General features: G+C 52.6%; 26 protein-coding genes. 23 read left to right on the top strand and 3 right to left on the bottom strand.

Going from position 1 to position 21,571, the window contains the following annotated elements:
- The first annotated feature begins 85 nt into the window (after positions 1-85).
- The 19 genes from KNP74_RS03820 (at position 86) to KNP74_RS03730 (ending at position 16,451) form a co-directional block, all read left to right on the top strand.
- Complete coding sequence (locus KNP74_RS03820) at positions 86-766, top strand: response regulator transcription factor (protein ID WP_214763436.1); 681 nt, start codon at positions 86-88, stop codon at positions 764-766.
- Position 767: 1 nt separating this feature from the next.
- Entirely contained in the window at positions 768-1,772 is a 1,005-nt protein-coding gene (locus KNP74_RS03815) for a sensor histidine kinase (protein WP_214763435.1), read from the top strand.
- Between the two features lie 85 nt (positions 1,773-1,857).
- The gene (locus KNP74_RS03810) at positions 1,858-2,541 is read left to right on the top strand and encodes an ABC transporter ATP-binding protein (RefSeq protein ID WP_029594966.1); all 684 of its coding nucleotides are present in this window, start codon (positions 1,858-1,860) and stop codon (positions 2,539-2,541) included.
- Entirely contained in the window at positions 2,538-5,108 is a 2,571-nt protein-coding gene (locus tag KNP74_RS03805) for an ABC transporter permease (RefSeq protein ID WP_214763434.1), read from the top strand. Before KNP74_RS03810 ends, KNP74_RS03805 begins: the two co-directional genes overlap by 4 nt.
- A gap of 98 nt (positions 5,109-5,206) precedes the next feature.
- Positions 5,207-5,716: a hypothetical protein gene (locus KNP74_RS03800; RefSeq protein ID WP_214763432.1), complete on the top strand. Its 510-nt coding sequence runs from the start codon at positions 5,207-5,209 to the stop codon at positions 5,714-5,716.
- A 57-nt stretch (positions 5,717-5,773) separates the two neighbouring features.
- Positions 5,774-6,319: an RNA polymerase sigma factor gene (locus KNP74_RS03795; protein WP_214763431.1), complete on the top strand. Its 546-nt coding sequence runs from the start codon at positions 5,774-5,776 to the stop codon at positions 6,317-6,319.
- Positions 6,316-7,059, top strand: a complete 744-nt coding sequence (locus tag KNP74_RS03790; RefSeq protein ID WP_214763429.1) for a hypothetical protein — start codon at positions 6,316-6,318, stop codon at positions 7,057-7,059. The genes KNP74_RS03795 and KNP74_RS03790 overlap by 4 nt, the downstream gene beginning before the upstream one ends.
- Before the next feature lie 34 nt (positions 7,060-7,093).
- Positions 7,094-7,267, top strand: a complete 174-nt coding sequence (locus KNP74_RS03785; protein ID WP_165569434.1) for a hypothetical protein — start codon at positions 7,094-7,096, stop codon at positions 7,265-7,267.
- A gap of 149 nt (positions 7,268-7,416) precedes the next feature.
- A complete protein-coding gene (locus KNP74_RS03780) occupies positions 7,417-8,067 on the top strand; it encodes an SIMPL domain-containing protein (RefSeq protein WP_131471936.1) in 651 nt (216 codons plus the stop codon).
- A complete protein-coding gene (locus KNP74_RS03775) occupies positions 8,064-8,492 on the top strand; it encodes a hypothetical protein (RefSeq protein ID WP_131471938.1) in 429 nt (142 codons plus the stop codon). Before KNP74_RS03780 ends, KNP74_RS03775 begins: the two co-directional genes overlap by 4 nt.
- Before the next feature lie 83 nt (positions 8,493-8,575).
- Complete coding sequence (locus KNP74_RS03770) at positions 8,576-9,046, top strand: flavodoxin family protein (RefSeq protein ID WP_240731303.1); 471 nt, start codon at positions 8,576-8,578, stop codon at positions 9,044-9,046.
- 110 nt (positions 9,047-9,156) lie between these two features.
- On the top strand, positions 9,157-9,558 hold the full coding sequence (locus KNP74_RS03765) for a hypothetical protein (protein WP_214763427.1): 402 nt from the start codon (positions 9,157-9,159) through the stop codon (positions 9,556-9,558).
- 88 nt (positions 9,559-9,646) lie between these two features.
- Entirely contained in the window at positions 9,647-10,759 is a 1,113-nt protein-coding gene (locus KNP74_RS03760; RefSeq protein ID WP_214763425.1) for a M14 family metallopeptidase, read from the top strand.
- 86 nt (positions 10,760-10,845) lie between these two features.
- Positions 10,846-11,646, top strand: coding sequence for an alpha/beta fold hydrolase (locus KNP74_RS03755; RefSeq protein ID WP_131472910.1), 801 nt, complete (start codon positions 10,846-10,848; stop codon positions 11,644-11,646).
- Positions 11,647-12,050: 404 nt separating this feature from the next.
- Positions 12,051-12,479 (top strand): CBS domain-containing protein, encoded by a 429-nt coding sequence (locus tag KNP74_RS03750; RefSeq protein WP_021066516.1) that lies wholly within the window; start codon positions 12,051-12,053, stop codon positions 12,477-12,479.
- A gap of 74 nt (positions 12,480-12,553) precedes the next feature.
- A complete protein-coding gene (locus tag KNP74_RS03745; protein ID WP_214763423.1) occupies positions 12,554-13,807 on the top strand; it encodes a hypothetical protein in 1,254 nt (417 codons plus the stop codon).
- Positions 13,808-13,891: 84 nt separating this feature from the next.
- Positions 13,892-14,737 (top strand): pentapeptide repeat-containing protein, encoded by an 846-nt coding sequence (locus KNP74_RS03740; RefSeq protein WP_138859011.1) that lies wholly within the window; start codon positions 13,892-13,894, stop codon positions 14,735-14,737.
- 323 nt (positions 14,738-15,060) lie between these two features.
- Positions 15,061-15,564, top strand: a complete 504-nt coding sequence (locus KNP74_RS03735) for a cupin domain-containing protein (RefSeq protein ID WP_214763422.1) — start codon at positions 15,061-15,063, stop codon at positions 15,562-15,564.
- Complete coding sequence (locus KNP74_RS03730; protein WP_138859013.1) at positions 15,561-16,451, top strand: aldo/keto reductase; 891 nt, start codon at positions 15,561-15,563, stop codon at positions 16,449-16,451. Before KNP74_RS03735 ends, KNP74_RS03730 begins: the two co-directional genes overlap by 4 nt.
- Before the next feature lie 14 nt (positions 16,452-16,465).
- On the opposite strand, the gene KNP74_RS03725 is transcribed toward KNP74_RS03730, so the two are convergent.
- Positions 16,466-16,906: an Lrp/AsnC family transcriptional regulator gene (locus tag KNP74_RS03725; RefSeq protein WP_214763420.1), complete on the bottom strand. Its 441-nt coding sequence runs from the start codon at positions 16,904-16,906 to the stop codon at positions 16,466-16,468.
- A gap of 116 nt (positions 16,907-17,022) precedes the next feature.
- On the opposite strand from KNP74_RS03725, the gene KNP74_RS03720 reads away from it, so the two are divergent.
- Positions 17,023-17,451 carry a carboxymuconolactone decarboxylase family protein gene (locus KNP74_RS03720; RefSeq protein ID WP_214763418.1) on the top strand — a complete coding sequence of 143 codons (429 nt, stop codon included), beginning with the start codon at positions 17,023-17,025 and terminating at the stop codon, positions 17,449-17,451.
- A gap of 11 nt (positions 17,452-17,462) precedes the next feature.
- Here the strand turns inward: KNP74_RS03720 and KNP74_RS03715 are convergent, their stop codons facing one another.
- On the bottom strand, positions 17,463-19,157 hold the full coding sequence (locus KNP74_RS03715) for a M3 family oligoendopeptidase (RefSeq protein WP_214763417.1): 1,695 nt from the start codon (positions 19,155-19,157) through the stop codon (positions 17,463-17,465).
- A 206-nt stretch (positions 19,158-19,363) separates the two neighbouring features.
- On the opposite strand from KNP74_RS03715, the gene KNP74_RS03710 reads away from it, so the two are divergent.
- The 3 genes from KNP74_RS03710 (at position 19,364) to KNP74_RS03700 (ending at position 21,088) form a co-directional block, all read left to right on the top strand.
- Positions 19,364-19,864 carry a PTS sugar transporter subunit IIA gene (locus KNP74_RS03710; protein ID WP_029594982.1) on the top strand — a complete coding sequence of 167 codons (501 nt, stop codon included), beginning with the start codon at positions 19,364-19,366 and terminating at the stop codon, positions 19,862-19,864.
- 86 nt (positions 19,865-19,950) lie between these two features.
- Positions 19,951-20,550, top strand: coding sequence for a helix-turn-helix domain-containing protein (locus KNP74_RS03705; protein ID WP_214763415.1), 600 nt, complete (start codon positions 19,951-19,953; stop codon positions 20,548-20,550).
- Between the two features lie 49 nt (positions 20,551-20,599).
- Positions 20,600-21,088 (top strand): SMI1/KNR4 family protein, encoded by a 489-nt coding sequence (locus KNP74_RS03700; protein WP_214763413.1) that lies wholly within the window; start codon positions 20,600-20,602, stop codon positions 21,086-21,088.
- A 38-nt stretch (positions 21,089-21,126) separates the two neighbouring features.
- On the opposite strand, the gene KNP74_RS03695 is transcribed toward KNP74_RS03700, so the two are convergent.
- Entirely contained in the window at positions 21,127-21,552 is a 426-nt protein-coding gene (locus tag KNP74_RS03695) for a hypothetical protein (RefSeq protein ID WP_214711662.1), read from the bottom strand.
- Positions 21,553-21,571 lie beyond the last annotated feature (19 nt).

Here is a 21,571-nt window from a genome sequence, read left to right as displayed (position 1 = left end):
AGATGTCTCGTTCGGGATTTTTGTTTTGTCTCCTCACTTGAAAAAGACTGCTATATTATGAAGAGAAGAGTCAGGAGGGAATCAGATGCACATTTTAATCGTTGAAGACGACCGGACAATCGCCTCCGGTCTCCAATATTCGCTCGAACAAGAACAATTCACGACGACGTTGTGCCAGAACGCGACCGACGCGACACGTGTGATTGAACAACAGTTACATACGATCGACCTGTGTCTATTCGACTTGTCGTTGCCGGACGGGAGCGGCTATGACTTATGTCGGCTCGTGAAGCAAAAACAGGATACGCCCGTCATCTTTTTGACGGCGTTCGATGATGAAGTGAACGTCGTCATGGGACTCGATATGGGAGCGGACGATTACATCACGAAACCGTTCCGGGTCCGTGAACTTATCTCGCGGATTCATTCGGTGTTGCGCCGCTACCATAAACAGGTCAGCTCGCCCGTTTTGACAATCGGGTCGGTCGAAATCAACACGCAAGACGCGAAAGTCAAAAAAGATGGAAGCGAGATCCTGTTGACAGCGCTCGAGTATCGTTTACTGCTCATCTTCGGGAAACATACGGGCCAAGTGTTATCACGGACCCAGCTGCTCGACCAGATTTGGGACATGGGCGGGGATTTCGTGAATGACAATACGTTGACCGTCTACATCAAACGGTTACGCGAGAAGCTCGAGGATGACCCGCAGCGGCCGACGTTGATTAAGACGGTTCGCGGGATTGGCTATAAGGTGGAACGCTGATATGTTGCGCAATCGAGAAATCCGTATCTATTTAGTCAGTCTGTTGCTGCTGATTGGGGTGGCTTCTATCGTCGCAGCTTTGTTCCTATCGATCGAGGCCGTCATTCTCGTCCTCCTTTTGTCGGTTGCGTTCTTGATCGTGACATATCGGTTCACGGCGTGGCGCTATCGGGAGATCGATCAGCTGTCGAGCTACCTGCAAGAAATCAGCAACGGTAACTATAAACTCGATGTCCGCGACAATCGTGAAGGCGAGCTCAGTCTATTGAAGAGCCAAATCTATAAAGTGACGAAGATGCTGTCCGAGCAAGGGACGCATCTCGAAGAAGACAAGCAGAAGCTGACGGATGCTATCTCCGACATCTCCCATCAGCTGAAGACCCCGCTCACCTCGATGACCGTCATGGCGGATTTGCTCAGTGACCCACGGCTGTCAGATGACAAGCGGCAAGAGTTCACGCATAACGTGCAGGTGCAGCTCGAGCGGATGGAGTGGCTCGTCTCGTCACTGCTCAAGCTGTCTAAAATCGATGCCGGGACGATTCAGTTCAAACGGGAACCGGTGTCCGTCCCCGCACTCGTTCAAGCCGTGACGGAACCGATGCTCGTGCCGATTGATATTAAAATGCAACGGCTTCAGATCGCGGGTGAGGATGATGTCATGTTCGAAGGCGACTTGAAGTGGACGACCGAGGCGCTCATCAACATCTTAAAGAATTGCGTCGAACATTCACCGGAACAAGGCGAGCTGTTCATCGATTACAGCGAGAACACACTGTACACGGAAATCGTCATTCGCGACACGGGGAGCGGCATCCCCAAGCAAGACATCCCGTATATTTTCCAACGTTTTTATAAGGGTATGAATGCGAGTGACGACAGCGTCGGCATCGGGCTCGCCATGGCCCACAGCATCATCACAAGCCAACAAGGTGAACTGACCGTACGTAGTGAACGCGGAGCTGGGACTGCGTTTCAAATTCGATTCTACAAAGCAATCGTCTAAGTGACGAAACAGTCACTTTCGAGTCACGGACGTGTCACACTCGCTCGGTACACTCAAAGTAGATCAAGTACTGGAGGGTGCAACCATGAATATATTAGAAGTGCAAAATTTATCAAAAGTATACGGGAAAGACGAGATGGAAGTGCGGGCGCTCGATGACGTGTCGTTCACGGTCAAAAAAGGCGAGTTCGTCTGTATCGTCGGACCGTCGGGCTCGGGAAAGTCGACGTTGTTACATTTGCTCGGCGGTGTCGACGTGCCGACGAGTGGACAGGTGTTGATCGACAACACGGATATTTATAAATTGGACGAGACGCAGCTCGCCATCTTCCGTCGCCGTCAAATCGGTTTGATTTATCAGTTTTACAACTTGATTCCGATCTTGACGGTCGAGGAGAACATTACGTTGCCGATGTTGTTGGACGAACAAAAAGTCGACGCCGCCCATTTGGAGCGCATCATCGGCATCCTTGGACTGTCGAACCGGTTGACGCATCTGCCGAACCAACTGTCTGGCGGGCAGCAACAACGCGTCTCCATCGGTCGGGCGCTCATCAGCAACCCGGCCATCATCTTGGCCGATGAGCCGACGGGGAACTTGGACAGTCAAAACAGTGAAGAGATCATGAGCCTCCTGAAACTGTTCAACAAGAAGTTCAATCAGACGCTCATCATCATCACGCACGACGAACGAATCGCCTTGCAGGCCGACCGGATCATCTCGATCGAGGATGGGAAGATTGCGAAGAACGAGGTCGTCCGCTCATGAACATCATCAATAAAATGACGCTTCGCCACTTGCGTGAAAACAAGCGGCGCTCGCTCGTCACCATCATCGGGGTCATCATCTCGGTGGCGATGATCACGGCCGTGACGACACTGGGTTCATCGTTCCTGGACTTGATGATCCGTCAAGACATCGCGGATAACGGGGAATGGCACGTCAAATATGTCAACACGAACGAAGAACAAGTCGAGGCGATTCGGAATGACGCATCGACGAAGGACGTCATCCTATCGAGTGACGGCTATGCGACATTAACGGAATCGCAGAATGCGTATAAACCGTACTTATACGTCCGGAACTATAACACGTCGGGGCTGAAAAACTTTCCCATCGAGTTGACGGACGGGCGTTTGCCGAACAAAGAAGGCGAAGTCGTCATTTCCGAGGCCATCCGTCAAAATGCGCAAGTCACGTACAACATCGGTGATCAATTGACGCTTGATGTCGGTGAGCGCGTGGACGAGTCGTCCGGTCGGGTGTTGACCCAAAACGATGGATTGATCCGCGAAGGGGAGACAATTCTTGAACAGTTGAAGGTCGAAGATACGGTAACGTTGACCGTCGTCGGCACAATGACGCGCCCGGCCTGGGAGCCGACTTGGTCGCCAGGGTATACGGTCGTCGGATACATTGACGACAAAGCGTTGAACGGTGCGACCGTCGATACGTTCGTTGCCTTGAACGATGTCGATAACTCGATTTACTCGGATACGGAACGAGTGATGAACGAACAGAAAATTGAAGGGGTCGCCTATAACTCATCGTTGCTTCGCTATTACGGAGTGACAGACGACGGCGGATTGCGTAAGACGTTGTATGGTTTCGTCGGGATCATCATGACGGTCATCGTCATCGGCTCGATTTCGCTCATCTATAACGCGTTCGCCATCAGCGTATCTGAGCGCTCCCGTTATCTCGGGATGCTCGCGAGTGTCGGGGCGACGAAACGGCAAAAACGAAACTCGGTCTTCTTTGAAGGACTGATTATCGGAGGGATTAGCATCCCGCTCGGTATCCTTGCCGGGGTGACCGGGATCGGGGTCACGTTCCTGTTTATTAACGCCTTTGCTGAGAAAGCGCTCAATGTGACGGAGAAGTTTGAGGTCGTCGTCACACCAATCACGCTCCTGTTGACGGTGCTCATTTCGAGCGTGACGATTTTCATCTCGTGTTATCTGCCGGCACGCCGCGCTTCGAAGATTTCTGCGATTGACGCGATTCGTCAGACCCAGGACGTGCGACTGACGTCGAAGAACGTGAAGACGTCGAAACTCGTGCGACGAATCTTCGGATTGGAAGCGGAGATTGGGCTGAAAAACACAAAACGCAACCGGAAACGGTATTTGGCGACGGTGTTCTCGCTCGTCATCAGTATCGTGCTCTTTTTAGTCGTCAGTTACTTCACAGATCGACTCGAACAGTCACTCGAGATGTCACAAGGCACGTATGAGTTCGATATTCTCGTGAACGGGTCGAATCTCAGTAAAGATGACTTACGTCGCTATGAGACGTTGGACCATGTGACGAGCGGGACGTACTTCGAGAACACGACCGTCCAGACGATGGTCGACGAAGCACGGTTACCGAGCGCGGTCATCGAGAACGAAGACTTGGCATTCAACTTCGATGATGGGAAATTCATGTATTATGTCTCCCTCTATCAATTAGATGATGAAAGTTTCGATGCGTACTTGAAACAGATCGGGGCAGCCGCCAGCAATTTTGAAGAAGGAGAGATACCGGGTGCCGTCTTGATTGATGAAGTATCGTATCAAGACGTCGACAAGAAGAAATTTGTGAACTCGAAGACGATTGAGACCGAAATCGGCGATACGCTTGAACTCCGGGACGAGAACGCAACGGACGACACGGCACCGCTCAAAACAATCAAAATCGGCGCCATGACCGACGTCCCCCCGACCGGTGTGATGACGAGCTCACTTGGATGGCTTGATGTGATCGTTCGGGAAGGGACGTTTGAAGAGGATGCGATTGGTCAATTGATGAAACAATCAAGTCCATCAATCGCCTTGAACACGAGTAATCCTGAGGCGACGCAACAAGTGATTGAGGCGGAACAAAATATGGACCAATACATCTTCAACGTGTCGGAGCAGCGTGAACAACAAGAGCAGGTGTTGTTGCTGTTATCGATTTTCGTCTATGGATTCATCGTCTTGATCTCGCTCATCTCGGTGGCGAACATCTTCAACACAATCTCGACGAGCGTCTCACTCCGACGCCGCGAATTCGCGATGCTGCGGTCGGTCGGGATGACACCGAAGGGATTCAACAAGATGGTGTATTATGAGAGCATTTTCTACGGCATGAAAGCATTGGCGTATGGGGTGCCAATCAGTGTGCTCATCATGTACTTGATTTACCGGGCGCAAATCAACACGTTCGAAGCACCGTTCACATTGCCGTGGGGCGATATTGTGTTCGTCACGGTCGTAATCTTCCTCATCGTTGGTTCTTCGATGCTGTACGCGATTTCGAAAGTGAAGTCGGATAATATCATCGACCGGTTGAAGCAAGAGAACAATTGATGATTGACGGAGAGTCACTCAAAAAATAGATGGAACGGGATTCAGTGTCTACTGGGTCCCGTTTTTTGTAAAATGAGAAAGAAGAAAGAGGTGGGAGAATGGACATCCGAGAAGTATTGAGTGGTGGGGATTTGCGCTCGGTTGGTCATGTCGATGCGGTCGTCGCTTACGTCGGGAACGACCCGGACCGATTCAGCGAATTGATGACCGGCTTGACCGATGACCGTCCCGTCGTTCGGATGCGGAGTGCGGACGCGATGGAGAAAGTGACCCGCCGCCATCCAAAGCTGCTTCGAGCTCATCGGGCGTCCTTGTTCGAGCAGTTACAGATTGTCACCCAACAAGAAGTGAGGTGGCACTTGGCCCAACTCATGCCACGGATGACGTTGACAGAGGAAGAGGCGTCCGGCATCGTTCACGTGCTCACCGATTGGATTGACACGGGGACGAGCGCCATCGTCATCGTCAACGCTCTGCAGGCGATCTTCGACTTGAGCGCCGTGCATTCACGCTTCCGTGACGACCTGAAAACCTTGCTCGAGTCGCAATGCGAGACGGGAAGCCCGGCCGTGAAGAGCCGATCTAAAAAACTTTTACAGAAGTTGTGACCGATGGACTTCATTTCCGGTCTATAAAGATGTAAGTACATCGAGAGGGGGATTCGATTGGACGATCAAGCGATTATCGATTTGTATTGGCAACGTTCCGAGCGGGCGATTGAGGCGACGGCGCAAAAGTACGGCGGCTATTGTCGTACGATTTCTTATAACATTTTGCATAGCCGGGAGGACGCGGACGAGTGTGTCAATGATACGTACATGAAGGCGTGGCAAGCGATTCCGCCGACACGTCCAGCGCGGCTCGCCGCCTATTTGGCGAAGCTTGTCCGGAACGTCTCGCTCCATAAGTATGAGAAAACGAACGCGAAGAAGCGCGGAGCGGGACAAGTCCCGCTCATTGTCAGTGAGCTCGAGCACTGTCTCGCCTCCTCCGTCGCGACCGATTCAGAAGTCGTCGAGTTGTTGAACGACTTTTTGGCCCAGTTGCCGCAAGAGACCCGGCAGATCTTTATGGGGCGTTACTTTCACTTTCAATCGATTAAAGACATCGCGAAGATGCGCCAGGTGAGTGAGAGCAAGGTCAAGATGGTGCTGCTTCGGACTCGGAACGACTTGAAACAAATGCTCGAAGCGGAAGGGGTGGCGCTATGAACGGAGATCGGCTCACGCGTTTGATGGGGGACGTCGATGACCGGTTCGTCGAGGAATCGATGGTGGTTGAAGCCAAAAAGCGGAGACATTGGCATTGGATGGGTGGTCTTGTGGCAGCCGCCGCTGTCACACTCTTTGTCGTGACATGGGACGGTTTTAAAGAATTGATTCCGCTGTCGGACAGCTCGAGCAATATGTCGGTCGCTTATATCGATGAAGATGACATCGATGTCAGGATGTCGTCGGCAAACCTTGCCGAGATGAGTGAGGACGAGCTGTTCTCGAAATGGAATCCCGCCGTGGTGAGAGGCGTCGTGAAGCAGATTGACCACATCGAACTCGACTTCAATGGACAAGCGGAATATCAGTCGATTGTGACGATTGACGTGACAGACGTCTATCGGGGCGAAATCGAGCCGGGCAGAACGATTCAAGTCCTCACGGTTGCCGGTGCCGGTTCTGAAGTGCTTCAGTCGGATGCGGACGTCATCTCTGAACTTCGCCTCGGCATGGAAGGGATTTTTATGCCGATTCCACACGAAGCGTCACACATCTGGTCACAAAACGAAGCCACGCTTCAAGTGATGGATGTGAGTGATTACGGATTTCCGGACGGTGAGCGGTACATGTTCTTGAACACGGACGAAGGACTCGTCTTCAGTCGAGATGCCTATCCGTCGCTACGTGGCGCTGAAACACTCGATGACGTAGAAGCGTTTATGATGGAACGGTTCCGTTAACGGGAAGAAGATATGGAAGAGAGGGGGGACTACGATGACAGAGCAGAATTGGCAAGCGTCGGGTGTAGGACTCGGACTGGTGTTTGGAGCTGGGATTGGCATCATCAGTTCGCTCCTATTTGGATTTGAATTGGTGTACGGAATCGCGGCAGGTACTGCATTCGGCTATCTCATCGGACTCGTGGTGTCATTGACAGGAAAGACATGATTGAAGGGAAGGCTGACTCAAAGTGATCACAAAGAAAATAATCCAGTAGGTGAAGAAACAAGGAAGCTTTGAGATGAAGGAAAACTTTCGCGAAATCAGGTTTCGGGTAGGGGGGTTCGGCATTTCTTGAATCAGAAGGAGGACATCATATGGATCGCACCATCACTGTCAAAGGAACGGGAAAAGTATTGGCTAAACCAGATTTGATTGTCGTGAAAATGGAGTTGACCTCGAAGGCTGTCCGTTACGAAGAGACGATGAACGGGGCGGCAATCGCCGTCACACGTCTGCAAAAAGCGATTGAACAGGCCGGCTTTGCGAAGACGGATTTAAAGACGACCGACTTCTCGATCGACACCGACTATGAGAGCTATCGGGACAAACAAGGCAACTATAAATCCCGTTTCCGGGGTTACGTCTGTCAGCAGAAGACGAAACTCGAGTTTCCGCTCGATACGAAACAATTATCAGCGGTCATCGAACATGTCAGCAACTCGCTAGCCGAGCCGAAGCTGTCCATCTCGTTCACGATCAAAGACGCGGATTCGATTCAAGACGAATTGCTCGCGAGCGCGGCGGCGAACGCGCGTCATCGGGCCGAACTGTTGGCGAAAGGGGCCGGGGCGACGCTCGGTGACTTGCTTCAAATCGACTACACATGGGGCGAGCTTCATCTTTATTCGCCGACTCGTCTCACGCTCCATGACGAGGTTCTCTTCTCGGAGGCGGCGATGCCGGAACTTGAGCCGGATGAGATTGATCTGAGTGACTCGGCGACGTTCGTGTGGGCGATTCGATGAGACGCGTCATCGGATTAGTATTGCTCCTTCTGTCTGTCTCTTTGTCGGCTCAAGCTTTGTCGTGGGCGTATGCGTTCGTCGTGTTGGACGGACGGGTGTATGAAGTGATGGATGTCGCCGTATTGGAGGCTGACTTGGGAGAAGTCGTCGGCGAGGTCAAGACGATGGCCGACGATATGGATGGCAGCTATTATGGGGACGCCTCGAACATGTATCCGGTTGGGACAACATATCGGAAAGTGAACGGGGAAGCGATGGAGGACGTCCTTGCGGTCGAGGGTGGGTCTGGGTGGAAGCGGGCCGAGTATCGGCATGACGCCCCGTTCAGCATGCGTGACCATCTGGATAAGGTTGCGTATGCGGTGTTTGGAATTGGTGCTGTCCTTTTTGTGTCTACACGAGTGAAGAAAAGACATAAAAATTAACTGAATCCATGATGAGGCCTCGTTCATTAAGGGAAGAGTCATATATAGATACGTAGAGCTTTCGCACAATGGAGGGAGATTGTATGAAAATTCTCATCATCTTTGACTCGATGTACGGGTGTACCGAAAAAGTCGCATATGCCATCAAGGACGGATTCAGCGACTTACACCGCGTCGACATCATGCAAATCAGCCACGTCGGATACGGCGACCTCGCCAACCTTGATTTGTTCATCGTTGGTTCGCCGACTCACGGAGGGCGCGAGACCGAGGACGTGAAGACGTTTCTCGATGGCTTGTCGGACCATGCGCTGCGTGGTACGCGAGCTGCAGCCTTCGATACGAGTATGGCCGAAGAAGATCAAGGCTTTTTCGTCGGGAAAATCGTCAAATGGTTCGGTCACGCCTCGACCCGCATGGAGCAGTTACTGCTCGAAAAAGGAGCGGAACCGGTGCTGAAAGAGTCGTTCATCGTCCTTGATAAAGAAGGACCACTCAAAGACGGAGAGCTCAAGCGGGCGACCGAATGGGCCCGTCACTTGATGGACAAATAATCTGGCGTGTTCCTTATGGGACGCGTCTTTTTTGACGCAGAATTGTCCGAAGTGTTCGCAAAACGGGTAAATATAAGGGTAGCTCTTTTGTGTGGAACGGAGGGAGAATGATGAAAAAATGGGAACATGACGTCCTCATGGGTTGGATTGTCGTCTTATTGGTGCTCGTTGCGCATTATGTGATCACGGTATCAGTCGGCAACACGTATTTTGCCGAGTCCACGATGAACCGGATGCTTTGGCTCAGTAGCTTCCCGGCCTTTTTGATCGCCTTTCTCGCGGCCCTCTTCCAAAAAACGAACACGCTCACGCTCGCTGTTCGTCGTAGTGTCATTTGGACGGCCGAACTCGTCGTCGGCTTCTCGCTCGTTGCCTGGTTTTTCCGGGCGTTCGAGATGTTGTTTGTGAGCCCGGGCGCGTATTGGGTGTTCGGCGCCGTTCTGCTCGCTCCGCTCGTCTACTTGTTCGAGTTCCGGCGTCAAAACCGTGGGACGAAAGCCGGGGCCCACTAAATTTAGAAAACGTCTCCGCCATGGAGGCGTTTTTAGTCTGGTCTGGAATGGGAATGGGGTACAGAAGATTAGAATGGAGGGAATCACCATGAGTCATTATTTTTCATCATCATACGAAGAGTCGCGTGAGAAGTTTCTCGCCTTACTCGACAACGTTAAAACCTATTATCCGACGGCCCGCGTGATGTCCCACTCGATCGGCGAGGACACGATCGACTTGATCATCGGTGAGCCGGCGGGGTCACGCGAGGCGGTGCTCCTCATGACAATCGGCGAGCATGGCATCGAAGGGTATGCCGGTGCCGCCGTGACGCATCAGTTCGTCGAGACGCAGCTCGAAAATCTTCGGCATGAGTCGACGGGAATTTGTCTCATCCATGCGGTCAATCCGTGGGGGATGAAGCACTTCCGCCGCGTCAATGAACATAACGTCGACTTGAACCGGAACTACGTCATCGACCGGGAATCACTCCCGCGTAACGTCAATAAAGAGTATGAAGTCATGCGGCACTTGTTCGTCCCGGACGGCGTCATCGATGACTACCATGAATCGCGCGAACATATCTACTCGTTCCTCGGTTCTGGTATCAAGCTCGACGGCTTCGAGGCGATGACCGAGGCGAAAGGGATGGGACAATATCAGTTCCCGAAAGGCGTCTATTATGGCGGTGAGTCGGATGAGCCGTCCGCCATCTTTTTGAAGGAGATTCAACATGACCTGCTCGATCGCTATGACCGCGTCGTCCACATGGATTGGCATACGGCGCTCGGTCCGACGAACGAAGTGACGATGGTCATCAGTGAACGGGACGGGCGTGATGCGGACGAACTGAAGCGGACATACGGACTGAAAAATATCCAGACGTATGACCCGACCGACGTCCTCGGAGACTCGACGAACCATTTCTATTACGTACGGGACACGCACTATCCGGACAAACAACTCGTCTCGGCGTTGTTCGAGTTCGGGACATTCGGGACGTCGACGAAAGCGACGATTCGCGAGTTCTTGACAATTATTCTCGAGAACCGGCTCTACTTTGAAGGAACGAAAGACCCGGAAGCCCGCAACGGCATTCAAAAAGAATTCATGGCCATGTTTTATCCGGAAGATGAGTCGTGGCGGACGTCCGTATTACGCGAAGGAGCGGCGGCGATTGAGCATGTCTTGAAAGCCGAATCGCTCTGGCGCGACAGTTGACAGGTTTCCACTTCGGTCAAACGGGAAAAAGTGGGTTGTGGGCAAACACGCACGCCGCTCAACAATCCAACTGGGGGTTTTGACCAATGGGGAACTATATTACAGCACATGATGGAACGAGTATTTACGTGGAAGACGTCGGGACAGGCGATGCCGTCGTATTCTTGCACGGCTGGCCGGCAAACAACAACATGTTCGAGTATCAAAAGAATGCGTTGCTCGAAGCAGGCTATCGCTACGTCGGGATCGACTATCGTGGCTACGGCAAGTCGGATGCACCGGCGACAGGTTATGACTATGCGACGATGGCGTCGGACGTGCACATGGTCGTTGACGGGCTTGGCATCAAAGATTTCACACTCGTCGGCTTCTCGATGGGCGGGGCCATCGCCATCCGTTACGCCGTCGATTTCCCGGATGACGGGTTGAAGAAACTCGTCCTCTCAGGCGCAGCGGCACCAGTGTTCACGCAACGTCCGGACTATCCGTACGGGATGACGCAAGCCGAGGTCGACGCGTTGATTGAGGATACGTTGAAAGACCGTCCGAAGATGCTCGAAGGGTTCGGTGAGATTTTCTTCGAGAAAGAACATTCGAAACCGATGCAAAACTGGTTCCATCATCTGTCGCTCGTCGCGTCGAGTCACGGGACGATTGCTTCGGCGAAAGCACTCCGTGATGAGGATTTGCGCGAGGACTTGCCGAAAGTCAATGTCGAGACGCTTATCATCCATGGCGTCCATGACAAGATTTGTCCGTTCGAGTTCGCGCTCGAGATGGAAAAAGGCATCCCGAACGCCCGCATCGAGCGGTTCGAGGAGAGCGGTCACGGTACCGTCCTCGACGAGATGGACAAGTTCAACAAGACGTTGCTCGGATTTATTTGAGTGTGTGACAAGCCTAGGACGTTCCTAGGCTTTTTTTGATGGCCATCTGTAGCATGTTTGTTACGGATTTTGAGGCTAGAACGACTTGTACACGGGTATAGCTAAAATGAAGCACTTTGTTCGAGTTGAGATTGAACAAGTTTGCTGTATGTCGAGGTTTTGACATAGAGTCGTTGGTGTTCGTCACACGGTCAAGGATGGCTATGGAAAAGCCGCTCGGGACCGTGCCTGTTTTTGTGTTCTCACACAATTCGAACAGCTCGTCTGGAAACGCTTCACAAGAAAAAAGAAATAAGCCTCCTTTTGCTAGAACGGATGACATTTAGATGGTCAATTTGTGCTGACTAGACCTTAATACATGGTACAATGGAGAGGTGGATTTTTAGATTGAGGAGAGATTGTACATGAATATCGCTTTCTTTTTATATCCGAAAGAAGACGTCAAATATTTAGACCCGGAATCGACGGTGCGTCAAGCGCTCGAGAAGATGAAACATCATCGCTTCACCTCGGTGCCGCTCGTATCCGAGAACGGCTTTTACGCCGGGACGATGACAGAAGGGGATTTGCTCTGGGCACTCGCCGAACAGCTTCGCGGGGAAGAAGACTACGAAAAAGTGCTCCGGACACGCCTGAAAGACATCAAGCAACGCGTACGGTATAAGCCGGTCGCCATCACGGCGCAAATCGAGGAGCTCGTCGATGCGATCACGGATCAAAACTTCGTGCCGGTCGTCGATGACGGGAAGTATTTCATCGGCATCATCCGGCGCCGCGACATCATCGAGTACTATTCGACGAAGTTGCAACAGCTCGAGAATAAAGTGAACTGAACGAACGGACCAACCTGTGAAAGCGGGTTGGTTTTTGTATGCGTTAGTACAAGCAACGGGGAGGCGGACTATAGATGGAAGCACGAGTCATTGAATCGATTGAGCTATGGTTTCAAGAGGCAGGGTCTGAGGAAGCGGTGAACTTCATCGATTTCATGCTGTTTATGAATGAATCGGCTTGTTCTTTGCTTCACCGAGACACGTTACATGGCATCTTCACCTATCAGGTCCGCTACCAAGACGGGACCACTCAGTCCGTTTCGTACGATAAAGACGAGTGGGTCGCCTATGAACGGAATGAATGGCAAACCGGTATGAACGGCGGTGAGTGGGTATGGTGGCTCGTCGAGCGATGGCGTTTTGTCGTGGAGTGGTGGAGCGGTCGGGACTTCCGGACGGGTGACGAGATCGAGGAAAACTTCTATGGAATAATCCCATACGGTGAAGTTCAACCACTTGACGTTCTGTTGTATTCAATCATTGAAAATGATGCCCACAACACAGAAGCGTTAATCGAAGCGGGGTATTACCATGACCCGCTACTGCATGAATGGATGGCGATTCCCGATTCGACGGAGAGCCTACGACCGCTCGTCTTGGCCGTCTGTTACAACGAAGGAATCATCGAGACACCCCGAACCATCGAGCGAATTGAAGTGACGTTCACCAATCTGACGACAGGAGTTGTCCAATCGCTTGCGAGTGCACTCGAAGCGTATCAGAAGCCAGCAAACCTTGATTTAGATGATATGGAGTATCGCGATGACATGTTTTATCGCGACGAGTCCATTCAAGGGACGATTCGTTATGAGGTGACGTATAAAGGCGGAAGGGTCCAATATGTCGAACATGACAAATCAGAGATATTCATGGACTGGGACATGGCGATGATCAATTGGTTTTTCGAACATTGGAAGAAACTGTACGAAGCATATGCCGAAAAATCGTTTCCATCCGGTCAACCGTTGCAACGCTTTGAATCGGGCTATGATTATTGGAAAGCCAGACTGTCGCCTGAAGCGTGGGACGAGCTCATTCAATCGACAGACCCTTTCGACCAGCGGCTTTTGACGGATAGGGAACCACATGATGAGATTCGAGACGCAAAAGAGCAGTTTGAGATGATGTTCGATCAAGCAGCGGAGCTCTACCTTGAAGATTTGCGTCACGGATTCTATGTTGATCAACTGTTGGAACAACGAATCGACGTCGAAAGCTCGTTCGATGCCGTGATTGCGCTTTACAAAGAAATATCCGAGGCACAACAGAAAAGGCGAACGAGGGAGCAACTGCTTTATGGGGAAAAGGATGAAGGCAACCTTGATTGATTGAATAGAGGCTATGGAAAAATAGGGACATTCTTTATACTTGTATGTATAGAGTCAAGACATACAAGAAAGGAGTGACAATGGATGGCGATGCCCGATTTACATATGTTGCGTGAATCGCTCAAACCGGATTGTGCGAATTGTTTCGGTCTCTGTTGTGTGGCGTTCCACTACTTGAAATCTGAGGATTTCCCGATGGACAAACCGGCAGGACAGCCGTGTGTCCATTTGGCAGATTCGTATGCCTGCAACATCCATTCCGAACTGCGCGAGCGGGGCTTCAAAGGATGTACGGTGTATGACTGTCTCGGGGCAGGGCAGTTCGTGTCACAAGTGACGTTTCACGGACGAAGCTGGCGAGAGGGGAAGGTCGATGGGCCGCGCATGTTCGCGATAGTGCCAATCATGAGCCAAGTCCACGAGTTGCTGCTCTACATCACTGACATCCTGAGCCGGGACATCCCAGAGCACGATGCTCGGTTACTCGAGACACTATTGGAAGAACTGCTGTCATTCCGTGAGTTAGCGCCTGAACAGTTGACCGGGACGGCGCTGATGGCATTCCGACAACAGGCCCGCCCGTTGTTCGTCCGACTCAGTCAGCACATACGTGCGGAAGGACTGAAACTGGGCGGCCTGACGTTGACGTCACGACACGAGCAAGACCGTGCCGATTTGATTGGACGAAACGTGACCAAGCATGACGTGAGAGGAACGTGTTACCGAGGCGCCTTGTTGATTGGTGCTAACTTACGTGGGCAAGACCTGTCCTATGTCGATTTCATGGGGGCCGACGTACGAGATCTCGACGTGCGAGGAGCGGTGTTAACCGACAGTCTGTTTTTGACACAGATGCAAGTGAACGCGATGAACGGGGACCAGCATACGAGACTGGCGCCCGTTTTCACGCGGCCGAGCCATTGGCTGTAACGCAAGTGACGACTTCCACAATGGAAAGTGTCTTTTTGATGTGCTTGTGTTACGAGAGCGGCGAGAAATGATTCACCGAGCTCCTCGATGACCTCGTCTGGGTCATACCCCAAATTGAAATTGAGTCTGACCTGAATCGTGCCAATCACTGAGCACTTGTTGCTGGGAAAATGGGGACTGGGATAATACTTCCAACCGATTTTGAATATGATGTGTGCCTGGGGAAGACGTGATTTCCTGACGAAACGGTTGCTCGTGCCGAGCAGCCGTTTTTTGTTGCCTCATGTCGGGTACAGTCACAAGAGACAAAGGAGGGGATGACAATGGATATGAAGACATATCGATTTGAAGACGACGGTTCGATTCCGAACAATCCAGATTTTCCGGTGCTTTTATACCGAGGCGTGTTCGACGAGACGGACGGCATGCAAGAGACGTTCGAACATAACGGTTGGGGCAACAGCTGGGTCAACGGGGTGTTCGATTATCACCATTACCATAGCAATACGCATGAAGTGCTCGGCGTGAAGTCGGGCCGGGCGACCGTCCAACTTGGCGGTGCGACCGGGGACCTCGTCTCGCTTCAAGCAGGAGACGTCTTGATTTTGCCGGCCGGGACGGGACATCGCCGTCTCGAGGCGAGTGAAGACTTTGCCATCGTCGGTGCCTATCCGGAAGGACGCGATTATGACACGTTGACAGGGAAACCGGAAGAACGGCCGGACAGTGTGCAACGGATCGAACGAGTCGACAAACCGGCGACCGATCCCGTCTTTGGGACGACCGGGCCGTTACATGAACAATGGACGAAGGAGGAGATGGCATGAACCGCATTCCACATACATTAATTTTGGCGGCACTGAAACAACACGTGGCTGAATTGCCAGACGGGCGTGAAATGAGGGCCCTCGGGCAAGGCACATGGCGCATGGGAGAAGACGAATCGAAACGGGAAGCCGAGATCGAGGCACTCCGGACGGGACTCGACTGCGGGTTGCACGTCATCGATACGGCGGAGATGTACGGGGAAGGGAAATCGGAGTCGCTCGTCGGTGAAGCGATTCAAGACCGGCGGGAAGACGTGTTCCTCGTCTCGAAAGTGTATCCGCATAACGCCGGGGGCGACAAACTCGTCCAAGCTTGTGACGCCACGCTAGAACGGCTTGGTACGGACTACCTCGATCTATATCTCCTGCATTGGCGCGGGAACATCCCGCTCGAGGAGACGGTCGACGGGCTCGAACAGTTGAAGGCGGACGGTAAGATCCGAGCGTGGGGTGTCTCGAACTTTGATGTCGACGACATGAAAGAACTGCTCGCCTTGCCGAAGGGGAAACATTGCGCCGTCAACCAAGTGCTCTATCATCTCGGCAGCCGCGGCGTCGAATACGATTTGTTGCCATTTTTACAGGAGCAAGGAATCCCGATGATGGCTTACGCCCCGCTCGCGGAAGGCAGCGACGTGAAAGAGAAAGTCTTCAACGACGAGACGGTGAACCGGATCGCCGAGGCGTACAGTGCGACGCCGGCCCAAATTTTGCTTGCGTGGACGGTGCGGAGCGGAAACGTCATCGCCATCCCGAAAGCGGGTCAGAAAGCGCACGTCGAAGAGAACGGCGCGGCGTTGCTCCTCAACTTGACCGAGGACGACTTTAATGCGCTCGACGAGGCGTTCCCGCCACCGAGCCAAAAAGAACCATTAGATGTGATTTGAAAACACAGGTGGGCTCACAGGCTCACCTGTTGTTGCGTCTTGACCTCGGAGAAGATGAAATGTGTAACGGTCTGGGCGTAAGGGATGGCCGCATCGATGAACTGCTCGGCCTCGGCGAACGTCGCGAATTGCATCTTCAGCATATAGCAGGCGCTCCCGGAGATGCGATAACAGAATGACACGTTCGACTGCTGACCCAAAAACTGAGTGAACGCCTCATAGTTCCCGTTCTTCACGGTCGCCTCGATGAGACATTGAATCGGTCGACCAAGCAATTCATGATCGATATCAATCGTGTAGCCTTTGATGACGCCAAATGACTCGAGCCGGCGGACGCGTTCGCCGACGGACGGAGCCGATAAATTGATGCGGCGCCCGAGTTCGCTCATCGAGAGGCGGCTGTCGTTTGATAGTTCATGTAAGAGGAGACGGTCGATATCGTCGATTTTTAGCATGAAATGAATTCTCCTTTTTTTCGTATTATATGGCATGTATTGTACCTGGATTCCGTTATGAATGAAATGGGAAACACTGTAATCACCTTCTATACTTATATACAGGAGGTGTTGAAATGAGTCGAATCCAACCAGCTGTCATCGGAAAGACGCCGTTTGAACGATTGATTGGGCATGACGAGGGCGTGATGCGACAGTGGTCAGCGCTCGGAGACACGTTAACGGGCGAGGGGAGACTGTCCGCCGAGTTGAAAGAACAGGTACGACGGACGCTCGCCCAACAAAACGGCTGTGACTACTGCCAGGCGAAAGGAAAGCCTGAACCGCATATGTTCGACGAACGGACGGCACTCGCCGTTGGGTTCGCCGATGTATTTTTACAACTGAAAGGCGACATGCCGGCCTCATCAATTCGTGTGCTCCAAGACGTCTTCACGGATGCCGAGATCAGTGAACTTTGCGCTTTTATCGCCTTCATGACGGCCTCGCAATACGTCGGCGCCATGCTCGGGCTGGAACGCGAAAACCCACTCACGCTGACGTGAGTGGGTTCGTTTTAGTTCGCTAATGGGTGTTTCAATAGATAGTCTTCAATCTGTCCGACCGTCTGTTTCAACACGCCGTCCTCGAACGGCGACTTGAGACCGGCCAATTCGACGAGCTCGAGGAACGAGCGGCTGCCGCCGGCTTGGCAGAGCGTGAGGTAATCGCTCCACGCCGCCTCACGGTCCTCATGCATGCGCACCCAGAATTGGAAGGCGCACACTTGCGCGAGCGTGTAGTCGATGTAGTAGAACGGGCTCTGGAAGATGTGTCCTTGTTGGTGCCACCAAGCGCCTGTCTCGAGGTAGTCGTTCGTCTCATAGTCACGGTGCGGCAAGTACACCTTCTCAAGGTCACGCCATGCCTGGCGACGCTCAGCGACCGTCATGTCAGGGTTGCGGTAGACGACGTGCTGGAACTCGTCGACGAGGACGCCGTACGGGAGGAACGTGATGCTTCCTGCCAAATGATTGAACTTGTATTTGTCGACTTGATCGCCGAAGAACAGTTCCATCCATGGCCAGCAGAAGAACTCCATCGACATCGAGTGGATCTCACACGCCTCGTAAGTCGGGAACGCGTATTCCGGCGTCGTCAAATGACGGCTCTCGTAAACTTGGAAGGCGTGACCGACCTCGTGCGTGAGCACGTCGATATCGCCGGCCGTCCCGTTGAAGTTCGAGAAGATGAACGGCAGACCTTCCGACGGGAGGTACGTGCAGTAACCGCCGCCGGCCTTGCCCGGTTTCGCCGTCAAGTCGAGGGCGCCGCGCTGTTGCATGAATTGGAAAAATTCGTCCGTCTCTTTTGAGAGTTCACGATACATCGTGTTCCCGCCTTCAATGATGAACGCCTCGTCGCCCTGTGGCGTCGCGTTGCCGTCTGGGAAGACGAACGACTCGTCGTAGTACGTGAGCGTGTCGACACCGATCCGTTTCGCCTGCTTCTCTTTTAAGGTCGTCGCGAGCGGGACGATGACGTCGCGCACTTGTTTGCGGAAGTTGTCGACGTTCGACTCGTCATAGCCGACACGTTGCATCCGGGCGTAACCGAGCTCGACGAACGACGGGAAGCCGAGCGCGTGCGCGATGTCGGTCCGGACGCGGACGAGTTCGCCGTAGATGCGGTCGAGTTCGTCTCCGTTGTCGGCCAGATATGTATAACGGGCCTCGGATGCCGCTTTTCGTAGCGAGCGGTCAGGAGATTGTAGATAAGGTCCGAACTGGGACAAGTTGAGCGTCTTGCCGTCGAATTCGATTTGGGCCGCCGACATGACTTTCTGATAGGCGGTCGCCAATCGGTTCTCTTCCTGCAGTTTCGGGATGAGCGACTCCTCGAACGTTTTGAGTGCGCGCTCGGCGAGTTCGAACAATTGGCTGCCCCATTCCTGTTCGAGTTGGCTCCGCAGGTCGTGCTCGGTCAAGACGCGATAATACGCTTGGACCTCTTTCTCGTAAACCGGTAACGCGTCGTCAAAAAATGTCTGCTCGGCCTCATAGAACGCGTCACGCGTATCGATCGAGTGGCGGATTGCGACGAGTTGACTTTGCGTCTCGAACGCGTTCCGTTCCTGGTTGATTTGGCGAATCAATTCGTTCGCCTCTTCGAGTGTGCTCGCTTGTTGCAATTCGACTGAATAGTCCGACAAGCGGCTGTTCAAAGCGTCCAAGTCGGGCCGTTCATATGACAATTTTGTGAAAGTCGTCATTGTAAGCGCCTCCATCATGTGAAATTTTTATAAAGTGTAAAAAGGGCTTGCAAAAGCGGTTGCACACTCGTATTCTTACGATGTGTAAACGAATTCGCACTACCTTATTACAACTATACCGTTTATAGGGTAGGGATTGAAGAGGAAGCTTTTCGGGTATAAAAGCTAAGACTTTGATTAACAGAACATGTTGGAGGGATTAAGCTATGGGATTCTTTAAAAAACTATTTGGTGGTAAAGAAGAACAACTTAACGCGGTTTCACCGCTTACAGGGAAGGTCATTGACATCACAAACGTTCCTGACCAAGTGTTCTCGCAAAAAATGATGGGTGACGGCATCGCCGTCGAACCGACAGACGGCAAAGTCGTCTCGCCGGTCAACGGTACAATCGCGACTGTCTTCCCGACAAAACACGCAATTGGGATCAACGCTGACAACGGTGCAGAGTACTTGATTCACATCGGTCTCGACACGGTCAACCTTAAAGGTGAAGGCTTCGAAACGCACGTGACAGAAGGTCAAGCGGTTAAAGCTGGCGACACGCTCGTCACGTTCGACCTCGACTTCATCAAAGCGAACGCGCCGTCGACGATTACACCAGTCATCATCACGAACCACGACAGCTTTGGCGTGAACAAACTCGTTGCTGAAGGCGACACGGTCACAGCCGGTTCTTCAGAAGTCGTCGAATTGACGAAAAAATAAGTTGAACATTTTACTCGGAGGCATACGCTTCCGAGTATTTTTTTATGGATTCGGGAACTATACTAAGAAGAGAGGGGGAGAGAGACATGGATGGAAAGAACGCACCGTATCGGGGATATGGGGATCGGATTCGAATTTTACGTGAGCGGGCCGGCATCTCGGTCGAGGCACTCGCCGACCGCATTGGCGTCGCCCCGTACTTTATTCGCCGGACCGAACTGAGTGAAGTCTACCCGACGATGCCTTACATAGAGGCGCTCGCCGAGGCGCTCAAGATCGACGCGAACTATTTGGCCCGCCATATTTGGACGGGCGAGTCGCTTAAAGTGCTCATGAAAGGGACGGTCCCGGAGCTCGAGCAGATGAAGCTCGCCTATGATGAGGCGATGCACGGCAAGTCGACCGAGGACATGCAGCGGCAGCTCGAGGCACGCATGCGCATCTTCGACCTCATGCATGAGGAAGAACTCCGTCGCATCTTCGCCGAAGACGAGGAACCGACGACACATCATGCGCTCGAGGCGCTCGTCGATGCTGTGCTCGACCTGGGACGCTCGCACGAACCGACGCATCGGATCGTGCCGTTCGCTCGCTATATCGAGCAGCTCGTACCGGACCAGTTCGTCGACAACTCGTTCCAATATACAGAGTTCGGGGTCGTCGATAAATCGTATAAATTGCAGTGAGGGCCGTGGGGGACCACGGTTTTTCATTATGGATGAAAGGAACAATGTGATGATTGCTGTTCAAGTACTGAAACGACGGTTGGTGAACAACCGGCTCGATGTCCAGTTAGAAGAAGGATACGTGAATCAACTGACATTCTCCTTCAACGGTCCAGCTACTGCGACGGAGTTAGAGCGGTTGCCGAAAGAAACACCGGCAGCGGTCCGTGCATGGTTAACCGAACAGAACGGTGCCAAACTGTTCGAAGACCCGGAATACGGCGGAGCAATCGAATTGTTCTCGATCGAGGACATCCTTGAGCACCAACAATTATGGGACTGTCCGGCGCGTTTTCTACCGATAGGGGCGGGGCGTGACGGAGAATGGATGGTTTGTGAATACATAAGTGAGACGGACAATCGGATGTGGATTGGAGAATTTTTGAGCTTTGATGAAGAGGGCGCTAAATTACATCGTTTTCCCTTCAACTTTTCGCAATGGTTGGACTATGTGATTGTGGCACAAGGTGCTTCATTTTGGGATTGGTATCGAGCATAAAAAAGAACGGCCGCCCATTTGGGTGGCCGTTCTGTCGTTCAGCGCACAGAACGTGCGTCATATCTTACTTTCGGTCGTGTCCCGGCAAGTAGGAAGCCGAGCACGATGTTGAGAATCGTGAGCACCCAACCGACGTAACCGAACGTGTAGGCGAGGCTCGCGAGCATCGTCTGCCAGTCGAGTAAGGACGCGGCGTCACCGCGAACGGTGAAGCGGATCACGGTGAATCCGATGAGCGTCGTCGTCGTGATCAAGATGCCGATCCACGCGCCGCCGAACCGCGACGTCTCTGGACGCCGGCTGACCGGATACCAAAAAGCGAGCGTCCCGAGGAACGTGCTTCCCGCATATGCGAGCAAGATTTGCCACAGCGCATCGGCGTCCAAGAAGACGGTATAACAGATGAACGTCGTGAGCGTCGTCATGAAAGTAAAGATTAAAGCTGCGAGTAATCGTGATCGCATTGTTCGTTTCCTCCTCATT

The organism is Exiguobacterium sp. s141 (assembly GCF_018618085.1).
In the GTDB taxonomy this organism is placed as follows: Bacteria; Bacillota; Bacilli; order Exiguobacteriales; family Exiguobacteriaceae; genus Exiguobacterium; species Exiguobacterium mexicanum_A.
This window is presented reverse-complemented; position numbering and strand designations above follow the sequence as displayed.